The organism is Corynebacterium sp. MSK006 (assembly GCF_030232385.1).
Classification (GTDB): domain Bacteria; phylum Actinomycetota; class Actinomycetes; order Mycobacteriales; family Mycobacteriaceae; genus Corynebacterium; species Corynebacterium frankenforstense_A.
The window spans coordinates 2,672-4,669 of sequence record NZ_JASPJZ010000031.1; the positions used below are offsets into that span (position 1 = coordinate 2,672).

2 rRNA genes (1 of these 2 running past the window's edge) are annotated in these 1,998 nt (G+C 56.8%); both read left to right on the forward strand.

Annotated elements, in window-relative coordinates:
• Nucleotides 1–1,836 (forward strand): 23S ribosomal RNA (locus QQA02_RS11545) (it extends 801 nt beyond the left edge of the window).
• A 97-nt stretch (nucleotides 1,837–1,933) separates the two neighbouring features.
• Nucleotides 1,934–1,998, forward strand: a 5S ribosomal RNA gene (gene rrf, locus QQA02_RS11550); the annotation flags it as partial.

Below are 1,998 nucleotides of genomic sequence, written 5' to 3' on the forward strand. Positions count from 1 at the left end.
ACCGCGGCAAGCAAGCGTTTGTTTGTTTGGGTAGGGGAGCGTCGTGCACGTGGTGAAGCGTCGGGGTGACCCTGGTGTGGAGTGTGTGCGAGTGAGAATGCAGGCATGAGTAACGAATCTGGCAGGTGAGAATCCTGCCCGCCGGATGACCAAGGGTTCCTGGGTCAAGTTCGTCTTCCCAGGGTGAGTCGGGACCTAAGGCGAGGCCGACAGGCGTAGTCGATGGTAAACGGGTTGATATTCCCGTACCCGAGTGTGCGCGCCCAGTGGTGAGCCGGGGATACTAACCATCCGGTCGGTGCCTTTTTGTCCACTTCGCCTTCGGGTGTTGTGGCGTGGTATCGGTCGCGTGGGGCCTGATCCGTAGTAGCCAAGTGATGGGGTGACGCAGGAGGGCAGCCACGCCGTGTTGTTGGATTGCGCGGTGTAAGCGGTGAGAGGCTTCGGTGAGGTAAATCCCGCCGGAGGGTGACCTTGGGCCGTGAAGCGTAGACACTTTTTGTGTTGATGGTGGTGTGCTCATGCTGCCGAGAAAAGCCTCTAGCGAGTGCACATTCGGCCCGTACCCTAAACCGACACTGGTGGTCAGGTAGAGGATACTAAGGCGTTCGGGTGAACTGTAGTTAAGGAATTCGGCAAATTGCCCCCGTAACTTCGGGAGAAGGGGGGCCACACTTTTGGTGTGGCCGCAGTGACAAGAGGGAAGCGACTGTTTACTAAAAACACAGGTCCGTGCGAAGACTTTTGCGTTGATGTATACGGACTGACGCCTGCCCGGTGCTGGAAGGTTAAGAGGACCTGTTAGGCCACTTCGGTGGTCGAAGCGGAGAATTTAAGCCCCAGTAAACGGCGGTGGTAACTATAACCATCCTAAGGTAGCGAAATTCCTTGTCGGGTAAGTTCCGACCTGCACGAATGGCGTAACGACTTCCCTGCTGTCTCAACTACAGGCCCGGTGAAATTGCACTACGAGTAAAGATGCTCGTTACGCGCGGCAGGACGAAAAGACCCCGGGACCTTCACTATAGCTTGGCATTGGTGTCCGGTCCGGTTTGTGTAGAATAGGTGGGAGATTTGGATCCGGCATCGCCAGGTGTCGGGGAGTCGTGATGTGAAATACCACTCTGACCGGGTTGGCCACCTTGAACCTTGGCCCATGATCTGGGTCGGGGACAGTGCCTGGTGGGTAGTTTAACTGGGGCGGTTGCCTCCTAAATGGTAACGGAGGCGCCCAAAGGTTCCCTCAGCCTGGTCGGTAACCAGGTTTTAGAGTGTAAGTGCACAAGGGAGCTTGACTGCGAGAGGGACTTCTCGAGCAGGGACGAAAGTCGGGACTAGTGATCCGGCACCTACTTGTGGATGTGGTGTCGCTCAACGGATAAAAGGTACCCCGGGGATAACAGGCTGATCTTCCCCAAGAGTCCATATCGACGGGATGGTTTGGCACCTCGATGTCGGCTCGTCGCATCCTGGGGCTGGAGCAGGTCCCAAGGGTTGGGCTGTTCGCCCATTAAAGCGGCACGCGAGCTGGGTTTAGAACGTCGTGAGACAGTTCGGTCTCTATCCGCCGCGCGCGTGGAAACTTGATGGAAGGCTGTCCCTAGTACGAGAGGACCGGGACGGACGTACCTCTGGTGTGCCAGTTGTCCCGCCCGGGGCATGGCTGGTTGGCTACGTACGGGAAGGATAACCGCTGAAAGCATCTAAGCGGGAAGCCTGTTCCAAGATGAGGTTTCGTTTGAGGTTCCCTGTAGATGACGGGGTTGATAGGCCGGATCTGGAAGCATCGTGAGGTGTGTAAGGTGACCGGTACTAATCCGCCGAACAAACACAAACACAACAACTGAAGGATTCGTTGTTGTTCGCGTCCCACTCTCCGGTATCTGACACGCCACACGGGTCACTGTTATTTTGGCCCGCCGGTTTTGGTCGTGTCGGTGGTTATAGTGGTGGGGAAACGCCCGGTCCCATTCCGAACCCGGAAGCTAAGCCCGCCTA